The organism is Phenylobacterium sp. (assembly GCF_036963605.1).
GTDB lineage: Bacteria > Pseudomonadota > Alphaproteobacteria > Caulobacterales > Caulobacteraceae > Phenylobacterium.
The window spans coordinates 1-18349 of record NZ_JBALUY010000072.1; the positions used below are offsets into that span (position 1 = coordinate 1).

Below are 18349 nucleotides of genomic sequence, written 5' to 3' on the forward strand. Positions count from 1 at the left end.
TCCACCACCAGGCTGGGTTCGCCACAGGCCGCGCAGTGGCGGTGGCGGCGGCGCCATTCGAACATGGACTTGGCGGTGGCGGCGATGGCGGCCTCCGGCCCCGGCAGCCGAAGGGCGACGGCCCGCAAGTCCTCGAAGGCGCCGAGGCCCTGCAGGGGACCTTCTGCCGGATCCACCCCGCCCTCGATATCGACGGCGAACACCGCTGTGTCTTTCCACAGCCCCATGAACAGCAGCCGCTCGACCCCGCCGGCCAGTTCGTCGGACATGGTGGCTGGCAGATAGGCCAGCTGGACTCCGCCCTCGGCGCTCTTCTCGACGAGGGGGCGACCGTTCCACAGCACGATGGCCAGCGATTCGGCCGAGGCCTGCATTTCGGCGAGCCAGGCTGTGTCGCCCCGGCGCTCGCTGGCGCGGTCCAGGGGGTTGCCGGCGAAGGTGTTCTGAAAGGCTGTGAGAGGCATGAACGCGGTTCTATCTGCGCAGCCGCTTGCACGCACCCCCTTCGATCGCGATATTGGGGGTGGAGATCGGCGACGGGCGGAGTCCTCGCCAACCCGGTCAGGTCCGGAAGGAAGCAGCCGTAACGAGTTTCGCTTCGGGTCGTCGTCCGGTCTCCACCCGCTTCCTCTCACCTTCTCCCCATGGCCGACGAAGACATCACGCTCGATTCCGATCTGCCCGAGCGTGATCCGAATACGACGGACATGTTTGGAAACCCCGAGCCGGCGCCTGCGCCGCCTGCGGCGGAGAGCGCGGCCTATACGGTCATTGCGCGGAAGTACCGGCCCCGGACCTTCGAGGACCTGTTCGGCCAGGAGGCGATGGTGCGCACCCTGCGCAACGCCTTCTCCGCCGGCCGCATCGCCCACGCCTTCATGCTTACCGGCGTCCGGGGGGTCGGCAAGACCACGACGGCGCGCCTGCTGGCCCGGGCGCTGAACTACGAATCGGACACCATCCACGGCCCGACCCTGGACCTTTCCCAGGACGGCCGTCACTGCCGGGCCATTGTCGAGGGCCGGCACATGGACGTGCTGGAGCTGGACGCCGCCAGCCGCACCGGCGTCGGCGACATGCGCGAGCTGCTGGACGGGGTGCGCTATGCGCCCGTCGAGGCGCGCTACAAGGTCTACATCATCGACGAGGTCCACATGCTCTCGACCGGGGCGTTCAACGCCCTGCTCAAGACGCTGGAGGAGCCGCCGCCGCACGCCAAGTTCATCTTCGCCACCACCGAGATCCGCAAGGTGCCGGTGACCATCCTGTCGCGCACCCAGCGCTTCGACCTGCGCCGGGTCGAGCCCGAGGTGATCGTCAAGAACCTGGAGATGATCTGCGCGGCCGAGGGCGCGCGGGTGGAGGCCGAGGGCCTGACCCTGATCGCCCGGGCCGCCGAGGGTTCGGTCCGCGACGCCCAGTCCATGCTCGACCAGGCTATCGTCCAGGCGGAATCGGGCCAGACGGTGAGCGCCGTCTCCATCCGCGACATGCTGGGCCTGGCCGACCGGGCCCAGACCATCAGCCTCTTCGAACAGGCCATGAAGGGCGAGGGCGGCCCCGCCATCGAGACCTTCCGCAGCCTCTATGGCTATGGCGCCGACCCGGCTCAGGTGATGGGTGACCTGCTGGAGCATTGCCATTCGGCGTCTGTGGCCAAGGCCGTCGGCCCCCAGGCCCTGGTCATGCCCAAGGATCAGGCCGCTCGCCTGACCGCCATCGGCGCGGCCCTCTCGGCCGGCACCCTGTCGCGGGTCTGGCAGATCCTGCTTCGGGCCCATGAGGAGGTGCGCCGCGCCCCTGATCCGGCCGCAGCCGTGGACATGGCCCTGATCCGCCTGGCCTACGCCGCCGACCTGCCCGGCCCGGAAGAGGCGTTGAAGAAATTGCAGGCCGGCGAGCCCCTGCCTGGGGGCTCCGGCCCCTCCGGCGGCGGCGGCGGCGGCGGTGGTTCGGGCATGGGCTCGGGCGGCGGGGCGACGGCCATGGCCCGCCAGATGGCCCAGCCCCAGGCGCAGCCCACCGCCGAGATCAGCCTGCGCCGGTTCGAGGACGTCATCGCGCTGATCGAGCAGAAGCGCGACATCTCCCTGCGCCTGGACGTGGAGCGCTTCGTGCGTCCCATCGCCTTCCGCCCCGGGGTCATCGAGTTCGAGCCTGCCCCTGGCGCCCCCAACACCCTGATCCAGCGCCTGGCCGGACGGCTCAAGGAATGGACCGGCCAGCCCTGGCTGATCGTCGCCCAGGGCGGCGGCGGGGCCGAAAGCCGCTGGGAGCTGCAGAAGCGCGAGGAGCGCGAGGCCCGCGAACGGATCGAGCAGGACCCCTTTGTCCGTTCCGTCATGGAGGCCTTCCCCGGCGCGGAGATCCTCAGCGTCCGCGCCCTGCCGCAACCCGACGTCCAGCCGACCGGCGAGGACGAGAGCGAAACCGAAGAGGACTAGCCGATGAAGGACCTTGGCTCCCTGATGAAGCAGGCCCAGGCCATGCAGCAGAAGCTGGCCGACGCCCAGGCGCGGCTGGCCGAGACCACGGTCGAGGGCACGTCCGGCGGCGGCATGGTGCGGCTGACCCTGCGCGGCTCGGGCGAACTGGCCGGCGTGGTGCTCGACGAGAGCCTGCTGGCGCCCGGCGAAGGCGAGGTGGTGTCGGACCTGATGGTGGCCGCCCATGCCGACGCCAAGCGCAAGCTGGACGCCATGCAGGCCGAGGTGATGCGCGAGGCCGCCGGCCCCCTGGCCGGCATGGGCCTGCCCGGCATGCCCAAGTTCTGATCGACGCCCCTTGGCCGCATCCTCCGGACCCGAGATCGAGCGGCTGATCGCGCTGCTGGCCAAGCTGCCCGGCATGGGGCCGCGATCGGCGAGGCGGGCGACGCTGGCCCTGCTCAAGCGTCGCGAACAGCTGCTGACGCCGCTCGCCCAGGCCCTGGCCGACGCGGCGGAACGGGTGAAGACCTGCTCGACCTGCGGCGCCCTGGACACCCGCGACCCCTGCGCCGTCTGCGCCGATCCTGAGCGGGACGGCGGCCTGATCTGTGTGGTCGAGGAGGTCGGCGCGCTCTGGGCCATGGAGCGCGGCGGCTCCTTCCGGGGTCGCTACCACGTCATGGGCGGCCTGCTTTCGGCCCTGGACGGCGTCGGGCCTGACTCCCTGCGGGTGGGCTCGCTGGTCGCCCGGGCCGAGGCCGCGGAGGTCACCGAGGTGATCCTGGCCCTGCCGGCCACGGTGGATGGCCAGACCACCGCCCACTATCTGGCCGAGCGCCTGGCGCCCTGCGGCGTGACCATCTCCATGCTCGCCCGCGGGGTGCCCGTCGGCGGCGAATTGGACTGGCTCGACGACGGCACCATCGCCCAGGCCCTGCGGGCCCGCCGTCCGGCCTGAGGCGGAGGGCCTTACGTCCTTCGAGGCTCGCTGGCGCTCGCACCTCAGGATGAGGAGCGTGGGGTGGGCTATGATCCGACTCCCTCACCACCTTCTCACCGTCATGGTCGGGCTTGACCCGACCATCCACGAACACTGGGGTGGCCGTGGTGTTCATGGGCCCTCGGATCAAGTCCGAGGGTGACCGCGCATAGGGGTCTAGGCCCTATGCGCCGACGGCGCCTTCTTCCGGCCCCCTGGCCCCGGCCGCCGACTCCGGCTAGGAACGGAGCATGAACCTGGAAGCCTCCCTCGTCGCCGTCGTCGTCTGCGCCCTGGCCGCCGTGGCCGGATTCGCCTGGGCGTTGATGGAGCGCCGCCGAGCCGACCGACTGCAGGGCGACTACTGGAGCCTGCGCGACCACAGCGCCAACGCCGAGGCGGAGCTGCGCAGCTTCAAGGCCCAGTCCGAGGCCCAGGCCGAGATCCTGCGCAACCAGGCCGCACAGTCGGCCAATGTGGTGGCCGAGGCCCTGCTCAAGCGCACGGAAGAGACCTTCCGCAATCGGGAGCAACTGGCCCAGGCACGCCTCGAGGCGCAGCTGAAGCCCGTCGCCGAGACCCTGGCCAAGTTCCAGGAGCAGGTCACCGCGGTGGAAAAGACCCGCGCCGAGGAGACCGGCGGGCTGAAGGCCCAGATCGCCCAACTGCTGACCGCGTCCGTCGCCACTCAGGACGAGGCGCGCAAGCTATCGGCGGCGCTTCGCCGGGGGGCCGGCGTCCAGGGGCGGTGGGGCGAGCAGACCCTGCGCAATGTGCTGGAGGCCGCAGGGCTCTCGCATCGCTACGACTTCGACGAACAGGTCTCCACCGACTCTGAGGAGGGCCGTCGCCGTCCCGACGTCACCGTGCGCCTGCCGGGCGGGGCCCTGTTCGTGATCGACGCCAAGTGCTCGCTCAACGCCTTCCTAGACGCCCAGGAGGCCACCGACGACGCCGTGCGCGAGGCCTGCTTCGTGCGTCACACCCAGAGCGTGCGGGCCCATATGCAGAGCCTGTCGGCCAAGGCCTATTGGGATCAGTTCGAGGCCTCGCCCGATTTCGTGGCCATGTTCATCCCCGGCGACAGCTTCCTGGCCGCGGCGCTGGACCGGGCGCCCGACCTGATGAGCGAGGCCATGGACCGTCGGGTGCTGGTGGTGACGCCCACCACCCTGTTCGCCCTGTGCAAGGCCGTGGTCTATGGCTGGCGGGTGGAGGAGCAGGCGGCCAACGCCCAGGAGATCTCCAAGCTGGGCCGCGAGCTTTACAAGCGCCTGTCGGTCATGGGCGGCCATGCCGCCGCCGTAGGCAAGAAGCTCGAAGAGGCGGTCGGCAAGTACAACCAGATGGTCGGCTCCCTGGAGACCCAGGTGCTGACCCAGGCCCGCCGCTTCGAAGATCTGAAGGTCGACCACGAGGGCCGGAAGATCCCCGAGCTCAGCCCCATCGAGACCGCGGTCCGGCCCCTGGCCAAGCTGACGAGCGAGACCGAGCCTGCGCCACGCATCCGGGCCGTGGGCGACGACGGTTAGCGGCTGGGGCCTCCCTGACCTTGACGCTTGCAGGCTGGCCCCTTACCTCCCGATCATGGCTATCCGCGAAATCCTCACTGTCCCCAATCCGGTCCTCAAGCAGGTCTCGCAGCCTGTCGCCGCCGTGGACGACGAGTTGCGCGCCCTCATGGACGACATGCTGGAGACCATGTACGCCGCGCCGGGCATCGGACTGGCCGCCATCCAGGTCGGCGTGCCCAAGCGGGTGATCGTCATGGACATCGCTGGCCCCGACGAGGAGCGCCAGCCGCGCTATTACGTGAACCCCGAGATCCTCTGGGCGTCAGACGACACCGCCCCCTATGAGGAGGGCTGCCTCTCGATCCCCGACATCTATGACGAGGTCGATCGCCCCTCCAAGGTCAAGCTGCGCTACCTCAACTATCAGGGGGAGCAGGTGGAGGAGGACGCCGAGGGCCTGTTCGCCGTCTGCATTCAGCACGAGATGGACCACCTGGAAGGCGTCCTGTTCATCGACCACCTGTCGCGCCTGAAGCGCGACCGCGCCGTGGCCAAGGTCAAGAAGCAGGCGCGCGCGGCCTGAGGCGGCCAGGCCGAGGACTCGAATTCAGCGCCAAAGAAAAAGGGCGGCGCATCAGACGCGCCGCCCTTCATCGTGTCTGAGGCTCGATCCTCAGTTGGTCGCGTCGTCGGCGGAGTCGCTCATATTGTCGCCTGCCGCTTCCATGGCTTCGCCGGCCTCATGGGCGGCGTCCTCAGCCATGGCCGCAGCCTCGGCGGCGGCGTCCTGAGCCGCGTCGGCGGCCTCGGAGGCGGCCTGGCTGGCCTCCGCGGCCATTTCGTCGGCATTGGCCTCGGCTTCGTTCTGGTCGGCCTGGGAGCAGGCGGCGAGCGCCAGGGCGGCGGCGGCGAAGGTGATGGCGGTCAGGGTCGTGCGCATGGATGTCTCCTCTTCTCCTGAAGCCGATGAAGAACGGTCGCGCGTGTCAGATCATTCCCCCGGCTTTGCGCACCCTACGGGGCGCGGTAAACGGCGTCCATGCGCCTCGCCTTTCTCGGTACCCCTGACTTCGCCGTCGTCGCCCTGGCCCGCCTCGTGGCGGCCGGCCACGACATCGCGTGCGTCTATTCCCAGCCGCCTGCGCCCCGCGGGCGCGGCCAGACGCTCAAGCCCTCGCCGGTGCACGCCTTCGCCCTGGAGCATGGGCTGCCGGTGCGCACCCCGGCCTCGATGCGCGATGCCGCGGAGATCGAGGTGTTTCGCGCCCTGGACCTCGACGCGGCCTGCGTGGTCGCCTACGGCCAGATCCTGACCGCTGAGGTGCTCGACGCGCCCCGGCTCGGGGCTTTCAACCTGCACGGCTCGCTGTTGCCGCGCTGGCGCGGCGCCGCCCCCATCCAGCGTGCGGTGATGGCCGGCGACGAGATCACCGGCGTCCAGGTGATGCGGATGACCGAGGGGCTGGACGAAGGCCCGGTGCTGGCGACGGCCACGGTGCGCATTGGGGCCCGGGACACCGCCGGCGATATACATGACCGTCTGGCTGAGCTGGGCGCCGACCTGCTCGCGCAGACCCTGCCGAAGATCGAAGCCGGCATCGCCGAAGAAGTCCCGCAAGGGACCGAAGGCGTCACCTACGCCAAGAAGATCCGCCCCAAGACCGCCCGCATCGACTGGTCCCGGCCGGCGGCCCGCGTCGATGGTCAGATCCGCGGCCTGTCGCCCTTTCCCGGCGCCTGGTTCGAGGCGTCCGGCGAAAAGGGACTCGTGCGCGTCAAGGTTCTGGCCTGCGTCCGCGAGGAGGGTGCAGGCGCGCCCGGCGAGGTGCTGGACGATGATCTGCTGGTGGCGTGCGGCGAGGGTGCGGTGCGCCTGCTGCGTCTGCAGCGGGAAGGCCGCGGTCCGCAGGAGGCCGACGTCTTCCTGCGGGGCTTCCCCTTGCCGGCGGGGACGAAGCTCAGCTGATGCCTCGCTACAAACTCACCGTCGAGTATGACGGACGACCCTATCGGGGCTTCCAGGCCCAGGCCGGCCTGGCCTCGGTTCAGGGCGCGATCGAGAAGGCGGTTAAGGGCTTCTGCGGGCAGGACCTGCGGCTGCAGGCGGCGGGCCGCACCGACACCGGCGTCCACGCGATAGGGCAGGTCGTTCACCTAGACCTCGACAAGGCCTGGAAGGCCGATGTGGTCCGCGACGCCCTCAACGCCCATCTCGTTCCTGAGCCCATCTCCATCCTGTCGGCCGAGCAGGTCGAGGACCCCCGATGGCACGCGCGCTTCTCGGCGATCGAGCGGCGCTATAGCTACCGGATACTCTGCCGCAAGGCGCCGCCGGCCTTGGACTGGGGCCGGGTCTGGCATGTGAAGAAGCCGCTGGACGCCGACGCCATGCATGCCGCGGCCCAGGCCCTGGTCGGCCATCACGACTTCACCACCTTCCGCGACTTGCAGTGCCAGGCCAAGTCGCCGATGAAGACCCTGGACGTGGCCCGCGTGCGTCGCGAAGGCGAGGAGGTGATCCTGGAGTTCGCCTCGCGCTCCTTCCTCCACCGGCAGGTCCGGTCCATGACCGGCACCCTGGCCGAGGTAGGTCTGGGACGTTGGAGCGCGGCCGATGTGGCCGAAGCCCTGGCCGCCCGAGATCGTCGGGCGTGTGGCCCGGTGGCGCCGGCCACAGGCCTCTATCTGGTCGGCGTGAGCTACGAGGCCGAGCCGAACCGCGCGAAGTAGCGGGCGATCAGCCGCTCATAGACCGTCTGCAGGTCGCGAATCTCGGCCACCGGCGCGCGTTCGTCCACCGCATGCATGGTCTTGCCCACCAGGCCGAGTTCGACCACCGGGCACAGGGCGCGGATGAAGCGGGCGTCCGAGGTTCCGCCGGTGGTGGACAGCTCCGGATCGCGGCCGGCCACATCGCGCACCGCGGCGGCCACCACGTCGGTGAAGTCGCCGGGCGGCGTCAGGAAGGCCTCGCCGCTGATGGCCGGGGTGACCCCTACGGTCCCGTCGAAGCCCTCAGCCTGAGCCTGCGCGACGCTGTCGATCCAGGCGGCGAGGTCCGCGCCTTTATGGGCCGGGTTGAAACGGATGTTGACCCGCGCCCGGGCGATCGCGGGGATGACGTTGGTGGCGGCGTTGCCCACGTCGATGGTGGTGATCTCAAGGTTCGAGGGCTGGAAGCCCGTATAGCCCTCGTCCAGCACATGGGCGTCCAGGGCCGCCAGGATGCGCACCAGCACCGGCGTGGGATTGGCGGCCCGGTGGGGATAGGCCACGTGGCCCTGCCGGCCTTCCACGACGATCTCGGCGTTGATCGAGCCTCGGCGGCCGATCTTGATCATGTCGCCAAAGGTCTCGGCGCTGGTGGGCTCGCCGACCACGCAGTGATCGACGGCCTCGCCCTCGGCCATCAGGGCCTCGACCACCTTCCGCGTGCCGTCCAGGGCGATGCCCTCTTCGTCGCCGGTGATCAGGAAGGAGAGCGAGCCGGTCACCTCGTTCCGGGCGAGCGCGGCGCCCGCCGCGGCGGCGAAGGCGGCCAGCGCGCTCTTCATGTCCACCGCGCCACGGCCGATCAGGACGTCGTCGACGATCTCGGCGGCGAAGGCGTCATGGCTCCAGGCGCCGGCGTCGCCCACCGGCACCACGTCGGTATGTCCAGCGAAACAGAGGTTCGGCCGCGCCGTCCCCCAGCGGGCGTAGAGATTCTCGATCTCGCCGAACCGCATCCGGCGACAGGCGAAGCCGAGGGCGTCGAGCTGGGCTTGCAGCACATCCATGGCGCCGGCGTCGGCAGGCGTGACGGAGGGGCGGCGGATGAGATCCTGGGTGAGGCGGACGGCGTCGAGGATGGTCATGCCATGCAGGTAACCGCAGGCCGCAGGATGGGCAATGGCGTGGTCCCCAGGCTGCAATAGGCCGCGCCCAGGATGAGATGATTAATCTGCAATAATCATCTCAGTGTAGGGACCATCTGCGTTTCGAGGGAAATGGATAGCTGCTTAGATGCTCCAGTAAATGGAGGTGCGTGATGAACATTGCAGAGATATTTGGCCGCCGATCGCCCGCCCCATGTAAGTTAAGAATGGGTATGGCCCTAAGGTCGACAGCCGAAAATCATCGGCCGCCAGAGCATTCGGTGTTTGGGCGACGTTATCGCCGCCGCAACGCCGCGGCGACTGACCACCTCTACTTTGTTGTGCGGTCGCTGGGCGTGCAAGGTCGCGACCATGTTCTGCAGTACGCCTTCGCTGATGATCGCGGCAATGTGGTGATGAGCGCCTTCGTCCGGTCGCAGGCGCCGGCGGCGATCATGTTCGGCGCGCGCGCCGAAGATCTGGCCATGGAACCCCTGGACGCAGACGCGTTCGATCATATCGCGACACGACTGTGTGGCGGGGCCACTCTGGTCGGGTATCAGCGGGTCTTGCAAGGAGGGCTTCTGCCCTATGGCGCCGTCCGTTCTGCGGCTGGCGTCGAGTGCGCCTGGCGGCGGTTCCAGCAGACGGCGCGACGGATCGGCCTGGAGGTCTCGGCGCACGAGCCGCTGACGCTGAACGACTGCCTGGCCTATGCCGGCCTGCCAGTGCTGCAGTCCGAGGACGCCGCCATGCGGGCCTTGGCTATCCGTGGTCTTTGGCGCTGGATGGACGAAGTTGGCTGAGTGGGGGCGTAGCCCCCAGCCCTCCTAGCGCGGCGTGCGGACGGCGTCCCAGAAGAGCGGCTTCAGTTCGGTGAAGAAGGCGTCCAGGCCATAGCGGTCGCCCAGGGTGAAGAGGCCATCGGCGTCGCGGTTAAGATAGCCGTTGGCCGCCAGGATGAGCAGCTTGCGACGAGCGCTTTCGCGGGGAATGCCGGTGATCTCCGAAAGGCTGAGCGCATTCAGGCCGCGGGGCTCGCGGGGGACGCCGGCTTCACCGTTGATCGTCTCGGCCAATTCCGAGAGCAGGAAGGTCAGATAGAGGACGTACTGGTCGAGATCGCCATCAAATCGGGATCGGATCCGGATCAGGGCCGCTGAGAGCTGCCCGCCCCAACGGTAGAAGAAACGCTGCGCGTCCTGGTCCAGATAGCCCGGACTGGGCTCGCTCCAGCCACGGGCCTCGGCAGGCACGCCCATGGTCTCATCCGCCGCATCCCGTAGGGAGAGCGATTGAGAATTCGAGGTTAACGAAAACATAGCCATCGCTCCGGATGTGAGCCTCGCCGCAAGAACAACGAAAGCCTGTCAACAATTAGGCGAAGCGGAGGACGATTCTATTCAGATCACTGTGTCAGCTGAGGGGGAAGACTTTGTTAACCAAGAATAGAACCGCCCCCCGCTCCTGACGAACAACCTAGTCTACTCGCCCATAACGGGAAACAATCCCCGCGCTCAAAATGAGCGGGTGACGCCCGGTTGGGCGCATCGCGCCAGGGGCGAGCAGGCCTTGATGCGGAAGGCGGCGACAGCGGCGGTTTTTTAATCGCGGAGCAGCTCGTTGACGCTGGTCTTTGACCGAGTCTGGGCGTCGACCGTCTTGACGATGACCGCGCAATAGAGAGACGGCCCCACGCCATGCGGGTCGGGCAGCGACCCTGGCACCACGACGGAATAGGCGGGAACCTCGCCGCGATAGGTCTGGCCGGTCTTGCGATCGATGATCTTTGTCGAGGCCGTGATGAAGACGCCCATGGACAGCACCGCACCCTCACGGACGATCACGCCCTCGGCCACCTCGGAACGGGCGCCGATGAAGCAGCCGTCCTCCACAATGGTCGGATTGGCCTGAAGCGGCTCCAGCACGCCGCCGATGCCGGCGCCGCCAGAAATGTGCACACCCTTGCCGATCTGGGCGCAGGAGCCGACCGTGGCCCAGGTGTCGACCATGGTTCCTTCGTCCACATAGGCGCCGATGTTTACGAAGGACGGCATCAGCACCACGTTCCTGCCGATGTACGAGCCGCGGCGGACCACGGCGCCCGGCACGGCTCGGAAGCCGGCCTCCTGGAACTGCGGGGCGTCCCAGCCGTCGAACTTGGTCGGGACCTTGTCCCAGTAGGGGCCAGGCGCGCCGGCGTGCATGACGCTGTTGGGATTCAGGCGGAAGGACAGCAGGATCGCCTGCTTGGCCCACTGGCGAACCTCCCACTGGCCGTCGTCGGCCCGTTCGGCCACACGCAGGCGGCCTTCGTCCAGAAGGCGCAGGGTCTCGTCCACCGCCGTGCGCACCGGCCCCTTGGTGGCCGTGGAAATCCCATCGCGGGCCTCCCAGGCGGATTCGATCTCGGTCTTGAGGTCGTCGAAGGTGAGCGCGGTCATCAGCGGGTCTCCCTGAGGCGTGCGGTCGCCAGGAACGGCGCCAGCTTTTCGGTGCGATGTTGAACAAAGGGGGCGGTCGAGGCGCCGGCATGGGCCCCCACCAGTACAGTGGTCATGCCAAGAGCGGCGGCCGGCGCCAGATTGCGCTCGGAATCCTCGAAGAAGGCCGTGGCCGCAGGCTCCAACCCGTGGGCGTCCAGCATGGCCTGGAAGGCGGCCGGATCGGGCTTGGGCCGGAAACCGAAGGAGTCGATGTGGAAGACGTCTTCGAACAGGTGGTGCAGGCCCAAATGGGTCAGGACCCGCTCGGCGTGGAAGGCGTCGGCGTTGGTGAAGATCAGCCGGCGGCCGGGCAGGCGGTCCAGCGCCGCCAGCAGTTCGGCGTCGTGGGCCAGGGCTTCCAGGGAAAGGTCGTGAAACAGGGCGTTGAACTCGGCGGGCTCCACGCCGTGGTGCTCCATCATGCCGCGAAGGGTCAGGCCGTGTTCGACCAGGTAGCGCTTCTGGAGCGCATAGGCCTCGTCCGTCGGCAGCCCGGTGACCTTGACCACGAACTCGGTCATCCGCGTCTCGATCTGGCCCATGAAGCCGGACTCGGCCGGATAGAGGGTGTTGTCGAGGTCGAACAGCCAGGTGTCGACGTGGACGAGGTCGGCGCTCATGCCGAGATCAGGGTCCCGGCGCCGTGCTCGGAGAACAGCTCCACCAGCATGGCGTGGGGCCGCCGGCCGTCGAGGATGACCACGGCCTGCACCCCGGACTCCACGGCGTTGATCGCCGTCTCCAGCTTGGGGATCATACCGCCAGTGGCGACGCCGGAGGCGATGGCTTCGCGGGCCTGGGCGAGGTTCATCTCGCGGATCAGCTGGCCGTTGGCGTCCAGCACGCCCTTGACGTCAGTGAGCAGCAGCATGCGCTTGGCCCGCAGGGCGCCGGCCAGGGCGCCGGCCACGGTGTCGGCGTTGATATTGTAAGTCTCGCCGGCCTTGGAGACGCCGATCGGGGCGATGACGGGGACATAGTCCTCATCGGCATAGATCAGGGCCTCGATCAGCTTGGGATCGATCTTGGTGGGTTCGCCCACAAAGCCCAGGTCCACGGCCTGCTCGATCTGGCTGTCAGGATCCTTGCGGGTGCGGACGGCCTTCTCGACCGTGATCAGCCGCGCGTCCTTGCCCGACAGTCCCACGCCGCGGACATCGGCCTCAGCGCCGGCCAGGGTGATCCAGTTGGCGATCTCCTTATTGATGGCGCCCGACAGCACCATCTCGGCGACCTCCATGGTCGCCGCATCGGTGACCCGCAGCCCGTCCACGAAGCTCGACTTCACGCCGGCCTTGTCCAGCATGCGGGAGATCTGCGGCCCGCCGCCGTGGACCACCACCGGATGGACGCCGAGCATCTTCAGCAGCACCGCATCGGCGGCGAACAGCTTGGCCACCGACTCTTCGCCCATGGCGTGCCCGCCATACTTGATGACCACGGTTTCGCGGTCGTAGTGCTGGATGAAGGGCAGGGCCTCGGCCAGGGTGCGGGCCGTCGCCCAGCCTTCTTCTTCGGAGGTGTCGGTCACGTCGCGGCGGCTCCCAGGACTTGGATGGCCCCGATAGCCGACGACGGCTTCTGTGTCACCCGCCGCCCGCAGCTTCGGCGCCGGCGACGGCGCCACCCCGGGGCATGAATCTCGAATCGACGCCGCCCCGCCGCACGCCTATGCCCGGATGGGGTCCAGAGGGGACCTGCGAGTCGGGGGACAGGCCCATGGGCAAGGACATTCTTCGAAACAGCCTGCTGGGCGCCGTGGTCGTGAGCGTCATGGCGTTCGGGGCTCAGGCGCAAACCGTCGTCGTGCGGGCGGCTCAGTTGCTCGACCCGGCCAGCGGACGCATGCTCGCCGATCCGGTGGTGGTGATCACCAACGGTAAGGTCACCCAGGTGGCGAGCGCCGCCCAGGTCCCGGCTGATCCAGCCGGCGCCAAGCGAGTGGACCTGCCTGGCGTCACCCTGCTGCCGGGTCTGATCGATATGCATGTCCACCTCACCTCGACCCCGGTTTATGGCGGCTACAACTATCTGCAGTTCTCCGACGCCTTCTGGACGGCGGTGGGGACCCGCAGCGCGAAGGACACGCTCGAGGCTGGCTTCACCACGGTGCGCAACGTGGGCTCCGAGTTCTATGGCGATGTGGGCCTGCGCGAGGCGATCGCCGAGGGGCATATCCCTGGCCCCCGCATCGTCACGGCGGCCTATTCGTTCGGGGCGACCGGCGGGCACTGCGACTCCACCTTCTTCCCGCCGTCGATGGACGAGAAGAGCCCCTATGTGGCCGACGGTCCGGAGGCGGCCCGGCGCAACGTCCGCACGCTGCGCAAGTATGGAGCCCAGGTGATCAAGATCTGCGCCACCGGCGGGGTCTTCTCCCGGGGATCGGAGCCCGGCGCCCAGCAGCTGGCGATCGAAGAGATCAAGGCCGTCACCGAAGCCGCCCATATGGCCGGCATGAAGGTGGCCGCCCATGCGCACGGGGCGCCTGGAATCCGTGCGGCCATCCTCGGGGGCGTCGACACCATCGAGCACGCCAGCCTGGTGGACGACGAGGGCATCCGCCTGGCCCGCGAACACGGCGCCTGGTTCAGCATGGACATCTACAACACCGAATACACCCAGTCCGAGGGGCGCAAGAATGGCGTGTTGGAGGACAATCTGCGCAAGGATCGCGACATCGCCGAGATCCAGCGGGAGAACTTCCGCAAGGCCCTCAAAGCCGGGGTGAAGATGGTCTATGGCACCGACGCGGGCGTTTATCCCCACGGACAGAATGGCCGTCAGTTCGCGGTCATGGTCCGTTATGGGGCGACCCCGTTGCAGGCTATCCAGACGGCGACGGTAAACGCCGCTGAGGCCCTGGGCCAAGCCGGTGAGGTAGGGGTCGTGGCGCCCGGCGCCTGGGGCGACCTGGTCGGCGTGACCGGCGATCCCCTGGCCGACGTCACCCTGCTGGAGGCGCCGGTGTTCGTGATGAAGGGCGGCGAGACGGTGAAGGCGCCCTGAGGCCCCTACGCCCGTCGCCTAGACCTCGGTGATCTCGCAGGCTGCGGCGATCTCGGCCCGCAGCTCGGCCAGACCGGCGGCGGTCTCCGCCGAGGTGGCGATCACCCGCGGGAAGGCGGCCGGGCGCTTGGCGATGGCCGCCTCGGTGCGGCGCCGGACGTCCTCCACCGCGGCGGGGCGCAGCTTGTCGGCCTTGGTCAGGACGATCTGATAGGAGACCGCGGCTCGGTCGAAGGCGTCCATCGGGTCGCCGTCCACCTCTTTCAGCCCATGGCGGGCGTCGATCAGCAGATAGGCGCGCTTCAGGTTGGGCCGGCCGCGGAGATAGTCCCGGCCCAGGTTCTGGAACTTCTTGACCTCGGTGCGCGAGGCCCGGGCGAAGCCATAGCCCGGCAGGTCCACCAGCCGCAGCCGCTCGTCCAGCACGAAGAAGTTCACCTCGCGGGTCCGGCCGGGTGAATTGGACGCCCGCGCCAGGTGCTTGTGGCCCACCAGGGCGTTGATCAGCGACGACTTGCCCACGTTGGAGCGGCCGGCGAAGGCGACTTCCGGCAGGTCCGGGGCCGGCAGGCCGTCCATGGCGACGGCGCCCATCATGAACTCCGCCTTGCGGGCGAAGAGGATGCGGGCGGCCTCCAGGGCCGCGTCGTCGAAGAGTTCGTCAGGGGCGCTCAAGTGACCGCCTTCTTGCCCTTGAAGCGGTTGATCAGGCTGTCGATCGGGTTGTCGACCTGGAAGCGTCGCATGATGATGTACTGCTGGGCGATGGTCAGGATGTTGTTCCAGATCCAGTAGATCAGCAGGCCCGCGGCGAAAGGCGCCATGATGAAGGTGAACATCACCGGCATCAGCTGGAAGATCCGCTGCTGGATCGGGTCAGTGGCCGGCGGGTTCATGGCCGTGGTCAGCCACATGGTGAAGCCATAGAGCAGCGGCAGGACGCCCAGGTGCAGCGGGCCGTTCATGATGCCGCCGATCATCGGCAGGGTCGCCGGGTCCCAGGGGATGGCGCCGAACAGGTTGAAGATGGTCGTCGGATCCCTCGACGACAGATCCTGGATCCAACCGAAGAAGGGCGCGTGCCGCATCTCGATGGTGACGGTCAGCACCTTGTAGAGCGCATAGAATACCGGGATCTGCACCAGCATGGGCAGGCAGCCGGTCAGGGGATTGATCTTCTCGGTCTTGTAGAGACCCAGAAGCTCCTGTTGCTGCTTGGCCGGGTCGTCCTTGTACTTCTTGCGCAGCTCCTCGATCTGGGGCTGCACCTTCTTCATCTTGGTGAGCGATTCGTAGCTCTTGTTGGCCAGCGGGAAGAAGATCAGCTTCACCACGACGGTCAGGGCCAGGATGGCGAGGCCGACATTGCCGATGTGCTGATAGATGAAGTGCAGGAAGCTGAACAGCGGCCGGGTCAGGAACCAGAAGTTGCCCCAGTCGACGGCGGCGTCCAGCCGGGGGATGTTCAGGTCGGTCTCATAGGCCTTGAGCACCGGCACGGTCTTGGCGCCAGCGAAGAAACGGGTGGTCTCGGTGATCTGGCGACCTGACGCGATGGTCCGGGGTTGGCCCACATAGTTGGCCTCGAAGATCTCCACGGGGCCGGCGCTGGTGACGCGGAACTCGCCCTTCAGGGTCTCGTCCTGATCGGGGATCAGGGCCGCCAGCCAGTACTTGTCGGTGATGCCGAGCCAACCGCCCTGAGAGGTGACCTCGGGCCCGCCGTCCTTGGCCCACTTGTTGTACTTCACCAGGCGCAGCTCCTCGCCCAGCCAGCCCACGGCGCCTTCATGCACGATCTGGTTCTTGCCGAGGTCGGCGGGGACGCCCTGGCGCTGCACCGAGCCATAGGGGGCGAGCGTCACCGAGCCCTGGCCGGTGTTGGCCACCGTGTCGGTCACGGTGAACATGTAGCGGTCGTCCACCGAAATCTGGCGGGTGAAGGTCAGGCCCTGGCCGTTGGTGTGGCGAAGGGTGACCGGCGAGTCCGGCGCCAGGCGATCGCCTTCCACCAGGGTCCAGCGGGTGTCGGGGGTGGGCAGGCCGGTGAGGTTGGCCCCGGTCCAGCCGAGCTCGGCGAACCAGGCGTATTCCGCGCCCTCGGGCCGGAGCAGCTCAACGGGATCGGCGTCGGACTCGACGCTGACCTTGTAGTTGTTGAGGAACAGATCATCGATCCGCGCGCCGCGCAGGGCGATGGAACCGGTCAGGGATGGGGTCGCCACCGGAACCCGGGCGGTGCGCGCCACTACGGTGGCGCGGTCGGCCAACTGGGCCGGACTGGAGGGCAGGTTGGGGTCGCGGCCGACGGGATTGGTGCCCGGCGCCACGGGGGCGTCGGCGGCGGCCCGGGCGGCTTCGGCCTGCTGGCGCTTGGCCGCAGGCTCGATCACCAGGAACTGGTAGACCACCAGCACGATGATGGCGCTGACCACGAACAGGATCGTGTTGCGGGTATTGTCATTTTGCATGGAGGTCAGCGCGCTCAGGCGGGAGGAGGGGTTGCGGTCGCAGACGGACGCGCCTGCCGGTCGCTTTCGGTCGCGAGGCTTATCAGCGCGCTTTTCACATCGTCAAGCAAACGCGGCCAGGCTCTGGCCGGCGCGCCGCTCCTGGCGATGAGAACATAGTCGAATCCGGGGCGCGCCAAGCCGGGCAAAACCTCATGGGCGGCGGCCCGCATGCGGCGCTTGGCGCGGTTGCGAACCACGGCGCCGCCCACCTTGCGGGTGGCGGTGAAGCCCACCCGGACCAGAGCTGTGTCGTCGGCCCGGTCGCGGGCCTGCACGACCACCGCGCCCCGGGCGCACGAAAACGCCCGCGCGGCGGCCAGAAAGTCTGGACGCTTACGCAGGCGCTCGATCTTGATAGGGGCGTCGGTCACGCCGACACCTCAATTCTGCCGCTCAGCGAACGCCCTTAGGCGCTCAGACGCTTGCGGCCCTTGGCGCGGCGGCGCTGAATGACCTTTTGGCCATTCTTGGTGGCCATGCGCGCGCGGTAGCCGTGACGGCGCTTACGCACGAGTCGCGACGGCTGATATGTCCGCTTCACGTTGTTGGCTCCAGCTCAGAAAAACGAGGCGCGGAGATACGCCAACCACCTGGCCCCGTCAACCGCTCCGCTGTGGAAAAGGCCGATTGTCGCTCAATTGGCCAGGGTCATGATGATCGGACCGTTGCGGGTCGCCACCAGCGTATGCTCGTACTGCACCGCCGGGCCGCCGCCGGTGGGCCGCAATGTCCAGCCATCGTCCAGCTCGTCCACCCAGTCTTCGCCCAGCGCCAGGAAGGGCTCGATGGTGAAGACCAGGCCCTCGGTGATCTGACGCCGATCGCCCGGCTCATACCAGGTCGGGATGCTCTCGGGCTCCTCATGCAGGGACCGGCCAACCCCGTGGCTGGCGAGGTTGCGGATCAGGCTGTAGCCGTTCTTGTGGGCGAAGCCCTCGATGCTGCGGCCGATGGCGTTCAGCGGCGCGCCCGGACGCACCGCGCGGATGCCGCTCCACATGGCCCGGCGGCCATCGCGGCACAGGCGCTCCACCTTCCGGGAGACCGGCGGCACAGCGAAGCTGGCGCCCGTGTCGCCGAAATAGCCGTCCAGCTCGGCCGAGACGTCGATGTTCACCAGGTCTCCGGCGGCAATCCTCTGGTCGCCCGGGATGCCATGGGCCACGTCAGGCCCCACCGAGATGCAGGTGGCGCCCGGAAAGCCGTAGGTGAGCTCAGGGGCCGGCCGCGCCCCTCGCGCCTCCAGAAGGCCCCGCCCGATGGCGTCGAGCTCTGCGGTGGTCATGCCGGGCTCCAGGGCCTTTCCCATGGCCTCCAGGGTCTGGGCGACCAGGCGGCCGATGACCTTGAGCTTTTCCAGGTCTTCCTGGCTGGTGATGGTCATGGCGGATCTTTCGGGATGTGGGTCAGAGGTCTGGGCGGATGACGGCCTTGCCGACCACCTGGCGCAGGGCCAGGCTGTCGAAGGCGGTGCGCCAGTCGGCCAGGGGATATTCAGCATGGATCCGGGGGGTGACCTGGCCGGACTCGGCCAGGGCCCAGATCGCAGCCTGGTTCTCGCG

The 18349-nt window shown here is 68.4% G+C and carries 22 protein-coding genes and 1 other RNA gene; 10 read left to right on the top strand and 13 right to left on the bottom strand.

Annotated features, from left to right (window positions below; all coding sequences use genetic code 11):
- The coding region (locus tag V7702_RS13305) for an NUDIX-like domain-containing protein (RefSeq protein ID WP_335650588.1) at window positions 1–464 on the bottom strand (464 nt) is incomplete at its 3' end.
- 60 nt (window positions 465–524) lie between these two features.
- Between V7702_RS13305 and ffs the strand changes: the two genes are divergently transcribed.
- The 6 genes from ffs to def all read left to right on the top strand — a co-directional run bounded on the left by ffs (window position 525) and on the right by def (window position 5505).
- Window positions 525–623, top strand: an RNA gene (ffs, locus tag V7702_RS13310) — signal recognition particle sRNA small type.
- A 21-nt stretch (window positions 624–644) separates the two neighbouring features.
- Entirely contained in the window at window positions 645–2444 is a 1800-nt protein-coding gene (locus tag V7702_RS13315; RefSeq protein ID WP_335650589.1) for a DNA polymerase III subunit gamma/tau, read from the top strand.
- A 3-nt stretch (window positions 2445–2447) separates the two neighbouring features.
- Window positions 2448–2774: a YbaB/EbfC family nucleoid-associated protein gene (locus tag V7702_RS13320; protein WP_304715251.1), complete on the top strand. Its 327-nt coding sequence runs from the start codon at window positions 2448–2450 to the stop codon at window positions 2772–2774.
- A 10-nt stretch (window positions 2775–2784) separates the two neighbouring features.
- Complete coding sequence (recR, locus tag V7702_RS13325) at window positions 2785–3387, top strand: recombination mediator RecR (protein WP_335650590.1); 603 nt, start codon at window positions 2785–2787, stop codon at window positions 3385–3387.
- A gap of 272 nt (window positions 3388–3659) precedes the next feature.
- Window positions 3660–4940 (top strand): DNA recombination protein RmuC, encoded by a 1281-nt coding sequence (gene rmuC / locus V7702_RS13330; RefSeq protein ID WP_335650591.1) that lies wholly within the window; start codon window positions 3660–3662, stop codon window positions 4938–4940.
- A gap of 55 nt (window positions 4941–4995) precedes the next feature.
- Window positions 4996–5505 carry a peptide deformylase gene (gene def, locus V7702_RS13335; RefSeq protein WP_335650592.1) on the top strand — a complete coding sequence of 170 codons (510 nt, stop codon included), beginning with the start codon at window positions 4996–4998 and terminating at the stop codon, window positions 5503–5505.
- 90 nt (window positions 5506–5595) lie between these two features.
- Here the strand turns inward: def and V7702_RS13340 are convergent, their stop codons facing one another.
- Window positions 5596–5862 carry a hypothetical protein gene (locus tag V7702_RS13340; protein ID WP_335650593.1) on the bottom strand — a complete coding sequence of 89 codons (267 nt, stop codon included), beginning with the start codon at window positions 5860–5862 and terminating at the stop codon, window positions 5596–5598.
- A gap of 99 nt (window positions 5863–5961) precedes the next feature.
- Here V7702_RS13340 and fmt point away from each other — a divergent pair, with 99 nt between their 5' ends.
- Window positions 5962–6888: a methionyl-tRNA formyltransferase gene (fmt, locus tag V7702_RS13345; protein ID WP_335650594.1), complete on the top strand. Its 927-nt coding sequence runs from the start codon at window positions 5962–5964 to the stop codon at window positions 6886–6888.
- Window positions 6888–7652 carry a tRNA pseudouridine(38-40) synthase TruA gene (gene truA, locus V7702_RS13350; RefSeq protein WP_335650595.1) on the top strand — a complete coding sequence of 255 codons (765 nt, stop codon included), beginning with the start codon at window positions 6888–6890 and terminating at the stop codon, window positions 7650–7652. The genes fmt and truA overlap by 1 nt, the downstream gene beginning before the upstream one ends.
- On the opposite strand, the gene dapE is transcribed toward truA, so the two are convergent.
- Window positions 7622–8779 carry a succinyl-diaminopimelate desuccinylase gene (dapE, locus tag V7702_RS13355; RefSeq protein WP_335650596.1) on the bottom strand — a complete coding sequence of 386 codons (1158 nt, stop codon included), beginning with the start codon at window positions 8777–8779 and terminating at the stop codon, window positions 7622–7624. The genes truA and dapE overlap by 31 nt on opposite strands.
- Window positions 8780–9060: 281 nt before the next feature.
- Between dapE and V7702_RS13360 the strand changes: the two genes are divergently transcribed.
- Complete coding sequence (locus tag V7702_RS13360; protein ID WP_335650597.1) at window positions 9061–9585, top strand: hypothetical protein; 525 nt, start codon at window positions 9061–9063, stop codon at window positions 9583–9585.
- A 24-nt stretch (window positions 9586–9609) separates the two neighbouring features.
- On the opposite strand, the gene V7702_RS13365 is transcribed toward V7702_RS13360, so the two are convergent.
- The 4 genes from V7702_RS13365 to argB form a co-directional block, all read right to left on the bottom strand.
- Entirely contained in the window at window positions 9610–10041 is a 432-nt protein-coding gene (locus tag V7702_RS13365) for a hypothetical protein (RefSeq protein WP_335650598.1), read from the bottom strand.
- Window positions 10042–10383: 342 nt separating this feature from the next.
- Entirely contained in the window at window positions 10384–11223 is an 840-nt protein-coding gene (dapD, locus tag V7702_RS13370; RefSeq protein WP_335650599.1) for a 2,3,4,5-tetrahydropyridine-2,6-dicarboxylate N-succinyltransferase, read from the bottom strand.
- The gene (locus V7702_RS13375; RefSeq protein ID WP_335650600.1) at window positions 11223–11885 is read right to left on the bottom strand and encodes a pyrimidine 5'-nucleotidase; all 663 of its coding nucleotides are present in this window, start codon (window positions 11883–11885) and stop codon (window positions 11223–11225) included. The genes dapD and V7702_RS13375 overlap by 1 nt, the downstream gene beginning before the upstream one ends.
- Complete coding sequence (argB, locus tag V7702_RS13380; RefSeq protein WP_335650601.1) at window positions 11882–12796, bottom strand: acetylglutamate kinase; 915 nt, start codon at window positions 12794–12796, stop codon at window positions 11882–11884. Before argB ends, V7702_RS13375 begins: the two co-directional genes overlap by 4 nt.
- A 188-nt stretch (window positions 12797–12984) precedes the next feature.
- Between argB and V7702_RS13385 the strand changes: the two genes are divergently transcribed.
- Window positions 12985–14274, top strand: coding sequence for a Xaa-Pro dipeptidase (locus tag V7702_RS13385; RefSeq protein ID WP_442958421.1), 1290 nt, complete (start codon window positions 12985–12987; stop codon window positions 14272–14274).
- 18 nt (window positions 14275–14292) lie between these two features.
- Here V7702_RS13385 and yihA read toward each other — a convergent pair whose 3' ends face one another.
- From yihA to V7702_RS13415, 6 genes are all read right to left on the bottom strand, one after another.
- Window positions 14293–14949, bottom strand: coding sequence for a ribosome biogenesis GTP-binding protein YihA/YsxC (yihA, locus tag V7702_RS13390; protein ID WP_305285691.1), 657 nt, complete (start codon window positions 14947–14949; stop codon window positions 14293–14295).
- The gene (gene yidC, locus V7702_RS13395) at window positions 14946–16745 is read right to left on the bottom strand and encodes a membrane protein insertase YidC (protein WP_335650602.1); all 1800 of its coding nucleotides are present in this window, start codon (window positions 16743–16745) and stop codon (window positions 14946–14948) included. The genes yihA and yidC overlap by 4 nt, the downstream gene beginning before the upstream one ends.
- 14 nt (window positions 16746–16759) lie before the next feature.
- Window positions 16760–17158 (bottom strand): ribonuclease P protein component, encoded by a 399-nt coding sequence (gene rnpA, locus V7702_RS13400; protein WP_335650603.1) that lies wholly within the window; start codon window positions 17156–17158, stop codon window positions 16760–16762.
- A 35-nt stretch (window positions 17159–17193) separates the two neighbouring features.
- Complete coding sequence (rpmH, locus tag V7702_RS13405; protein ID WP_293317463.1) at window positions 17194–17328, bottom strand: 50S ribosomal protein L34; 135 nt, start codon at window positions 17326–17328, stop codon at window positions 17194–17196.
- 93 nt (window positions 17329–17421) lie between these two features.
- Window positions 17422–18171 (bottom strand): type I methionyl aminopeptidase, encoded by a 750-nt coding sequence (gene map, locus V7702_RS13410; RefSeq protein ID WP_335650604.1) that lies wholly within the window; start codon window positions 18169–18171, stop codon window positions 17422–17424.
- 22 nt (window positions 18172–18193) lie between these two features.
- Window positions 18194–18331 carry a zinc-binding dehydrogenase gene (locus V7702_RS13415; protein ID WP_335650606.1) on the bottom strand — a complete coding sequence of 46 codons (138 nt, stop codon included), beginning with the start codon at window positions 18329–18331 and terminating at the stop codon, window positions 18194–18196.
- Between the last annotated feature and the right edge of the window lie 18 nt (window positions 18332–18349).